The following is an 8,111-nucleotide window of genomic DNA, read 5'->3' as shown; positions in this document are numbered from 1 at the left end:
GGGGGCGGGGGCCCGTGGGGGGGGGGGCGGGCGCCCCGCGCGCGGGGGGGGGGTCACCCGGCCGGGCGGCCCGGGGGGGGCCCCGCGCGGGGGCGGGCGGGGCGCGGGCCTGGTCGAGGTGCCGGGGGTGCCGCGCCCCGACCCGCAGGGCATGGTGCTGGAGAACCCGGAGGTGCCCGAGCGCAAGCGGTTCTGCTCGCGCTCGGACTGCGGGGCCCCGGTGGGCCGTTCCCGCGGGGAGCGGCTGGGGCGCACGGAGGGCTTCTGCACCAAGTGCGGGCACCCCTACTCGTTCGTCCCCAAGCTGACCGGGGGCGACGTCGTGCACGGGCAGTACGAGGTGATGGGGTGCCTGGCGCACGGCGGGCTGGGCTGGATCTACCTCGCGATCGACCGTGCGGTGGCCGACCGCTGGGTGGTGCTCAAGGGCCTGTTGGACACGGGTGACCAGGACGCGATGGCGGCGGCGATCTCGGAGCGCAGGTTCCTCGCCGAGATCGAGCACGCGAACATCGTGCGGATCTACAACTTCGTGGAGCACCTCGACCAGCGCACGGGCTCCCTCGACGGCTACATAGTGATGGAGTACGTCGGCGGCAAGTCGCTCAAGGAGATCGCCAACGAGCGGCGCACGCCAACCGGGAAGCGGGACCCGCTGCCGGTGGAGCAGGCGTGCGCGTACGGCATCGAGGCGTTGGAGGCGCTCGGTCACCTGCACAGCAGGAACCTGCTGTACTGCGACTTCAAGGTCGACAACGCGATCCAGACCGAGGACGAGCTGAAGCTCATCGACATGGGCGCGGTGCGGCGCACCGACGACGAGGAGTCGGCGATCTTCGGCACGGTCGGCTACCAGGCGCCGGAGGTCGCGGAGGTCGGCCCGTCGGTGGCGTCGGACCTGTACACGGTGGCCCGGACGCTCGCGGTGCTCACCTTCGACTTCCAGGGCTACACCAACGTGTTCGTGGACTCGCTGCCCGATCCGGAGCACATCGAGGTCTTCCGGACCTACGAGTCGTTCTACCGGTTGTTGGTGCGGGCCACCGATCCCGATCCGGCCCGGCGGTTCGCTTCGGCGCAGGAGATGGCGGAGCAGCTGACGGGGGTGCTGCGGGAGGTCGTCGCGCTCCAGACGGGCCGCCCCAAGCCCGCGCTTTCGACCTTGTTCGGACCGGAGTTGAAGGTCGTCGACGCGGAGTTGTTCGACGCGGGTGACGACGGCGGGTCGGTGCTCGGCGCCCGCCCGGTGCGCAGCGCCCGTCGGGTGCTCCGCGGTCGGCGTGCGGGGGCCGGGGTGGGCCCGGCCGCCGGGCGTCCGGTGCTGCCGTCCGCGTCCGGCCCCCCGTCGGGCCCCGCTCCCGCACCGGGCACGCTCCCGGGCGGCGGACCTGGCGGCACGTGGGCGCACGCCCCGGCCGCCCCGACCGCCGGGGCGCCCGCCGCGGCGCTCGCGGGCAGACTGGTGCGCCCCCTTGACGGCGTGTCGGCGGCCCTGGCGCTGCCGGTGCCCCATGTCGACCCGGACGACCCCAATGCCGGCTTCCTCGCCGGTCTGATGGCCTCCTCGGCCCCCACCGAGTTGATCTCCGCACTGCACTCGGCGCCCGCCGACTCGCTGGAACTGCGGCTGCGGGAGCTACGGGCCCGGTTGGAGACGGGCGAGGCAGCGGCGGCGGCCCAGATCCTGAACGCCCTGGTACGGGACCACGCCGAGGACTGGCGGGTGATCTGGTACCAGGGGGTCGGTTCGCTCGCGGCCGGCGACCACGAGACCGCAGCGCTGTCGTTCGACGCGATGTACGACGCGTTCCCCGGCGAGCCGGCGCCCAAGCTGGCGCTCGGGGTGTGCGCGGAGGTGCTGGGCCAACTCGACAACGCCACCGAGTACTACCGGCTGGTGTGGACGACCGACCCGAGCTACGTGTCGGCCGCGTTCGGGCTGGCCCGGGTGCGGCTCGCCGCGGGGGACCGGCCGGGCGCGGTACGGGTCCTGGAGTCGGTGCCGGAGTCCTCCATCCACTACACGGCGGCCCGGGTCGCGGCCGTCCGCGCCCGGCTGCGCAAGCGGCTCGCCGCGGGCCCGGACCAGCCGCTGCTGGACGATCTGACGGCCGCCGCGGGACAGGTGGAGGCGCTGGACGCCTTCGGTCTCGACGCGGTCCGCAGGGAGCGGCTGTCGACCGAGGTGCTGGGGACCGCGCTGGACTGGGTACTCTCCGGTAGCCGGGGTCCTTCCGCCGTGCCGGGCGGCTCCGGTGGCCGGACGGCGCTGCTCGGCAGTGAACTGGACGAGCGCGGGCTGCGGTTCGGCCTGGAGCGTTCGTACCGCACGCTGGCGCGGCTCGCGCGGGGCGGCGAAGAGAGGATCGAACTGGTGGAACGTGCAAACCGCTTCCGCCCCCGGACATGGGTGTGATTGATGTCGTCGCAGCAACCCCGGTCGGTCGCCGGTCCACGGTGCCCCAGGTGTGCGGAGCCACTGGAACCGGGCGACCGGTTCTGTGGTGTGTGTGGTCATGATGTGTCGTCAGTGGACGCCGGAGGGGGGACCGCCGGGCTGGACCACCCCACCATCGCCATGCAGAGCCCGGGCCCTCCCGGTGTCCCGGGCGGCGCGGTCGCCGCGGTCGCACCGGGTGCCCGGGTCCAGTGGCCCGAGGCCCAGGAGGTGAGCGGCGGCGTCCCCGCGCCGGTCCACCGGGCCGGCGACATCTCGGGGCGCACCTCGGGCGGCGGTGACCTCCCCTCGTACGGCGGGCGTTCGGCGTCGGACGGTCCCGAGTTCCGTACCGACGACCCCTACGCCCACCCCGACCCGACCCCGGCGGGCAGCAGCGGCGACTATCCGCTGCCGGCCCCCGCGCCGTCGCCCGCGCCGCGCACGGACCCCCGCGAGGGCGTCCCCGCGGCCGGTGACCCCACGGGTCCCGCGGCCAAGCGGTGCGTGTTCTGCGGGGTGGGGCGGGTCGCCCAGGACGACTACTGCGAACACTGCGGCAAGGCCCAGCCCCGGGAACGCGACCACATGGAGACCGCGTTGGACGCGGTCGCCGCGGTCAGTGACCGCGGGCTGCGCCACCACCGCAACGAGGACGCGTACGCGATCTCCTCGGCCGCGTTGCCCGACGGCTCCCCCGCCGTCGTCGCGATCGTCTGCGACGGGGTGTCCTCGGCCAGCCGACCCGACGAGGCGTCACTCGCCGCGTCCCGCGCGGCGAACGAGTGCGTGCTCGACCTGTTGCCGCAGGGCGTCCATCCGCAGCAGGCGATGCACCAGGCGATCGTCGCGGCGTCGGAGGCGGTCAACGCCCTGGCCGGGGAAGGCGCGCCGACCGGCGACACCGCGCACCAGAACGCGCCCGCGTGCACCCTGGTCGGTGCGATCGTCGCGGATGAACTGCTGGTCATCGGCTGGGTCGGCGACAGCCGCGCCTACTGGGTGCCGGTGGACAGGTCGGCCCCCGTGGCACGGCTCACCGAGGACGACTCCTGGGCGGCCCAGATGGTCGCCGCGGGTCTGATGAACGAGGCGGAGGCGTACGCCGACGAGCGCGCACACGCGATCACCGGCTGGCTCGGCGCCGACTCCTACGAACTCGAACCGCACACCGTGTCGTTCAAGCCGGACCGGGCCGGGGTGGTGGTGGTGTGCACCGACGGCTTGTGGAACTACGCGGAGTCCGCGCAGAACATGGCCACGGTGCTGCCGGTGGACGCGCACCGGCACCCGCTGGAGGCGGCGCGGACCCTGGTGGGTCACGCACTCGACGGCGGGGGCCACGACAACGTCACCGTGGCCCTGGTGCCGTTCCCCGCTCCCGAGCCGGGGGCAGGATCGGCCTGAGGCGGGCCGCCGACCGGGCCGGGACGCATCGAGGCGGTGTACGGCAAGGGGCGGGTCCGCGGTGCGGGCCGGCCCGAGCGTGGCGCCAGCGGGCGTCCACGACCAGACGCGCCCACGTGCCGTGGGACAGCGAGGGGGAGCGGAATCCATGGCCAATTTCTCGAAGTCGTCCATACCGCAGTTCTCGGTCGACGTGTACCAGAACGAGTTCCTGCCCGAAGGCGGTCGCGAGGTCAACGCGATCGTCACGGTCACCTCGACCGGTGGCGGCACGGTCGGCCCCGCGGTGTCGGCGCCGCACCCGCGCGGCACCGGGGGGAGCCCGGAGGCCGCGGTGGTGATCATGGTCGACTGTTCGGGGTCGATGGACTACCCGGCGACCAAGATGCGCGGCGCCCGCGAGGCGACGGCCGCGGCCATCGACGCACTGCGGGACGGGGTGCGGTTCGCGGTCGTCGACGGCACCCATGTCGCCCGGGAGGTCTACCCGAAGACCGGGGGCCTGGCGGTGGCGGACGAGCGCACCCGCGCCGAGGCCCGGCAGGCGTTGCGGAGCCTGTCGGCCGGCGGCGGCACCGCCATCGGCACCTGGCTGCGGCTCGCCGACGCCCTGCTCGCCACCGCCGACGTCCCGATCCGGCACGGCATCCTGCTGACCGACGGGCGCAACGAACACGAGTCGCCCGAGGCCCTGCGGGAGGCCCTGGACGCCTGCGCGGGCCGCTTCACCTGTGACGCGCGCGGCGTGGGCACCGACTGGGAGGTCAAGGAGGTCACCGGCATCGCCTCCGCCCTGCTCGGCACCGCGGACATCGTCGCCGACCCGGCCGGGCTCGCCGCCGACTTCACGCAGATGATGGAGTCGGCGATGGGCAAGGAGGTCGCGGACGTGGCGCTGCGGCTGTGGACGCCGATGGGCGCGCGGGTCGCGTTCGTCAAGCAGGTGGCCCCGAACGTCGAGGAGTTGACGGAGCGTCGCACCGAGGCGGGGCCCCGGGCGGGTGACTACCCCACCGGTTCCTGGGGCGACGAGTCCCGGGACTACCACGTGTGCGTCGAGGTGGCACCCGCGGGAATCGGCCAGGAGATGTTGGCGGCCCGGGTGTCGCTGGTCGTCCCGGAACCCGACGGGAGCGTACGGCCCCTGTCGCAGGGGTTGGTACGCGCGGTGTGGACGGACGACATGTCGGCGTCCACGTCCATCAACCCGCAGGTCGCGCACTACACCGGCCAGGAGGAACTCGCCCAAGTCATCCAACAAGGGTTGGATGCCCGCAAATCCGGCGATGTGGACGGAGCGACGGCCAAGTTGGGCCGCGCCGTCCAGCTCGCCAGCGCCTCCGGGAACGAGGACACCGCCAAGCTGCTGGCGAAGGTGGTGGACGTGGTCGATGCCGCTGCGGGTACTGTGCGACTGAAGGCGAAGGTCGCGGAGGCTGACGAGATGACTCTCGAAACCCGGTCCACCAAGACCGTCCGCGTCAAGAAGTAAGCAGGCGGTAACGGCCTCACCGCCGTAGCCCGCCCCGGCTCCCGGCCGCGGCGGACCGAGCTCCGGCCCCGTGCCGGAAGAGGAGAGGGGGAGGCGCCGACATGCCGACCTGTCCGAACGGACACCAGTCGGGTGCCGACGACTGGTGCGAGGTCTGCGGTCACCGCATGACCGGTGCCGTACCGCCGCCGCCACCGCCGCCCGCGGCCGGTTACGGTTTCCCACCGCCCGCGCCGGGCGCGCCGGGCGGCCCGCCGCCGCGCGCCGGTGCCGACCCCGTGCAGCCGGAGTACTGCCCGCAGTGCCACACCCCGCGGGAGGGCGGAGCGCCCTTCTGCGAGGAGTGCCGGTGGAACTTCATCACCAACAAGGCGACCTCGTACACGCCCCCGGCCCCGCGCCCGCCGGGCGGACTCGGCGGCCCGCCGCCCGGACGTTTCCCCGGACCCGGCGGTCCCTCCGGCCCGAGCGGTCCCCCCGGACCCGCGGGAGGGCCCGGTCCGCACGGCCAGGGCCCCGGCCCGCACGGTCAGCCCGGTCAGCACGGCCAGGGCCCCGGGCCGCACGGCCGCGGTCCCGGCCAGCACGGTCAGGCACCGGGCCAGCACGCTCAGGCACCCGGTCCGCTCGGTCAGGGGTCGGGACAGGACGCGTTCGGTTACCAGGGGTCACGTCCCTCGCAGGTGAACCGACCCGCCGAGCCGATCCCGTCCTTCGGCGGCGGCCCTCCCGGTCCGGGGGCCCCGCCACCGGTGGGCCAGGTCCCCGCCGGACCCCCCGGGCCGGGGGCCCCGGCCGCCTTCCAGCAGGGCGGCCCGCCCGCGCCGCCCGCCCACCCCGGCTTCCCCGACACCGGGCGCCAGGGCCCGCCGCCCCCGCCCGGCGGCGGTCAGGGCTTCGGCAGTGAAGGCCACGACGACTGGGTCATCTCGCCCCCCTCGGGGAGCAGCGGACCCGGCGGCGAGCAGCTGCCGCGCACCCACGCGGGTCCCGGTGGCTTCCCGGCCTCGGACTCCTGGTCGGCCACGATCGGTCCGGACCGTGAGTACTTCCTGGCGATGATGCAGCGCTCCGGCCCCGAGGCCGTCGGGCTGAACCTCCCGGCGTACTCGCCCGAGCAGCACCGTCCGCTGATCGGCAACCAGATCACCATCGGTCGCCGCCGGCACTCCACGGGCGAGGTCCCGGACATCGACCTGTCGGTGCCGCCGGAGGACCCGGGCGTTTCGCACCAGCACGCGGTGCTGGTGCAGCAGCCGAGCGGGGCCTGGGCGATCGTCGACCAGAACTCCACCAACGGCACCACGGTCAACGGCTCCGACGAGCCGATCCAGCCGTTCGTTCCGGTGCCCCTCCAGGACGGGGACCGGGTGCACGTGGGCGCCTGGACGACGATCACCATTCACCGGGGCTGACGCCGTCGCGGTTCCGCCGGACCCCGGCGGAACCGCAGTGCGCCCGGGCGGGTCAGGCGTCGGGCAGCGGCCAGGCGTACGGGCCGTCGGGCTCGTCCAGCCAGCTCCAGGTGTGCCGCCCGCGCACGCTGACGCCGTAGCGTTCGCGGGCGGGACGCCCCTCGCGCTGCCAGAGGCTGACGGCCTCCCGCGGGTCCAGCACCCCGGCCGTCAGCGCCAACAGGAACTGGAACAGTTCGCTGTGCAGCGCCCGCCGCGGCAGCCCGCCCGGGTACGGGGCCTGCGCGCGGCGCCGGGCCGCGCCCCGCAGCGGGACGAAGTACGCCGAGGTGTGCAGGAACCTGCCCTCGGCCTCCTCGGGCCCGCGCACCGTGAGCCGGATCAGTCCCGTCGCGAGCGGCGCCAGGACCAGTGCGCCGGGCGTGCACTGCGCCAGCCAGGCCCGCGGCACCGACGGCAGGGTGCAGGTCGCCATGATCCGGTCGAAGGGGGCGCGCTCGGGGCAGCCCCGGGCGCCGTCGCCGGTGACCACGGTCGGGGCGTGGCCGGCGGCCCGCAGATGGGCCCGCGCGGTCTCGGTGATGTCCGGGTCCAGGTCCACGGTGGTCACCCGCTCGTCACCGACCCGGTGGGCGAGGAGCGCCGCGTTGTAGCCGGTGCCCGCACCGATCTCCAGTACCCGGTCCTCCTGCCCGATCCGCAGTTCGGCGAGCATCCTGGCCATCAGCGAGGGCTGACTCGACGAGGAGAGCAGCTCCCCGTCGCGCAGCCGGGTGGCCAGCGGGGCGTCCGCGTAGGCACCGCGCATCCAACGGGTGCGGCGGGCCGGATCGGGGTCACCGGCCCACAGCCGTTCGTGGCCGCTGCCCACCCCGATCCAGTACGAGGGCACGAAGAGGTGGCGCGGGACCTGCTCGAAGGCGGTGCGCCAGGCCGGATCGGCGTCCCAGCCGCCGCTCGCCTCGATCGCCCGGACCAGGCCGGCGCGTGCCTCGGCGGCGACCTGTTCCAGGTCGGCCTCCGGTGCGCTGTGAGGGGTGTGCGGGCCCATGCCTCCACTGTCCTGCGCAGGGGCTCCGCCCGCGAGGGCGCTGTTCTTGTGCGGGTGCGCGGTGGTTGCCCGCGCAGTTCCCCGCGCCCCTGGCGGTGCGTCCCGGTGGGCGTGCGCTGTCCGGCGGGCGTGCGTCCCGCGTTCGCGCAGTTCCCCGCGCCCCTGATCACCCCCGCGCCCCTGATCAGGGGCGCTACCCCACTGAACAACGCACCCCGGCAGGGACGCACCTCAGGGGCGCGGGGAACTGCGCGAGCAACCACCACGCACCCGCACGGGGCAGCGCACCCCAGCCGGAGCCGGCCCCCG

At 74.8% G+C, this 8,111-nt stretch carries 5 protein-coding genes; 4 read left to right on the top strand and 1 reads right to left on the bottom strand.

Annotation, left to right across the window (positions count from 1 at the left end):
* The first annotated feature begins 151 nt into the window (after positions 1–151).
* From ACFWIA_RS11830 to ACFWIA_RS11815, 4 genes are all read left to right on the top strand, one after another.
* On the top strand, positions 152–2,416 hold the full coding sequence (locus ACFWIA_RS11830) for a tetratricopeptide repeat protein (protein WP_387003057.1): 2,265 nt from the start codon (positions 152–154) through the stop codon (positions 2,414–2,416).
* A gap of 3 nt (positions 2,417–2,419) precedes the next feature.
* Positions 2,420–3,844, top strand: coding sequence for a PP2C family serine/threonine-protein phosphatase (locus tag ACFWIA_RS11825; protein WP_387002880.1), 1,425 nt, complete (start codon positions 2,420–2,422; stop codon positions 3,842–3,844).
* Between the two features lie 148 nt (positions 3,845–3,992).
* Positions 3,993–5,336, top strand: a complete 1,344-nt coding sequence (locus ACFWIA_RS11820; RefSeq protein WP_387002878.1) for a VWA domain-containing protein — start codon at positions 3,993–3,995, stop codon at positions 5,334–5,336.
* Between the two features lie 101 nt (positions 5,337–5,437).
* Positions 5,438–6,751, top strand: a complete 1,314-nt coding sequence (locus ACFWIA_RS11815) for an FHA domain-containing protein (protein ID WP_387002876.1) — start codon at positions 5,438–5,440, stop codon at positions 6,749–6,751.
* Positions 6,752–6,803: 52 nt separating this feature from the next.
* Here ACFWIA_RS11815 and ACFWIA_RS11810 read toward each other — a convergent pair whose 3' ends face one another.
* The gene (locus tag ACFWIA_RS11810) at positions 6,804–7,802 is read right to left on the bottom strand and encodes a methyltransferase domain-containing protein (protein ID WP_387002874.1); all 999 of its coding nucleotides are present in this window, start codon (positions 7,800–7,802) and stop codon (positions 6,804–6,806) included.
* Between the last annotated feature and the right edge of the window lie 309 nt (positions 7,803–8,111).

It is taken from the genome of Streptomyces sp. NPDC127068, assembly GCF_042724695.1.
Lineage (GTDB): Bacteria > Actinomycetota > Actinomycetes > Streptomycetales > Streptomycetaceae > Streptomyces.
Note: the sequence above shows the minus strand (reverse complement) of the source record. Positions and strands in the feature narration are given on the sequence as shown.

Bases quoted from the DNA above. Each gene is read 5' to 3' on its own strand.
- ACFWIA_RS11830 (WP_387003057.1), top strand. From the start codon at position 152: ATGGTGCTGGAGAACCCGGAGGTGCCCGAGCGCAAGCGGTTCTGCTCG.
- ACFWIA_RS11825 (WP_387002880.1), top strand. From the start codon at position 2,420: ATGTCGTCGCAGCAACCCCGGTCGGTCGCCGGTCCACGGTGCCCCAGG.
- ACFWIA_RS11810 (WP_387002874.1), bottom strand. From the start codon at position 7,802: ATGGGCCCGCACACCCCTCACAGCGCACCGGAGGCCGACCTGGAACAG.
- ACFWIA_RS11815 (WP_387002876.1), top strand. From the start codon at position 5,438: ATGCCGACCTGTCCGAACGGACACCAGTCGGGTGCCGACGACTGGTGC.
- ACFWIA_RS11820 (WP_387002878.1), top strand. From the start codon at position 3,993: ATGGCCAATTTCTCGAAGTCGTCCATACCGCAGTTCTCGGTCGACGTG.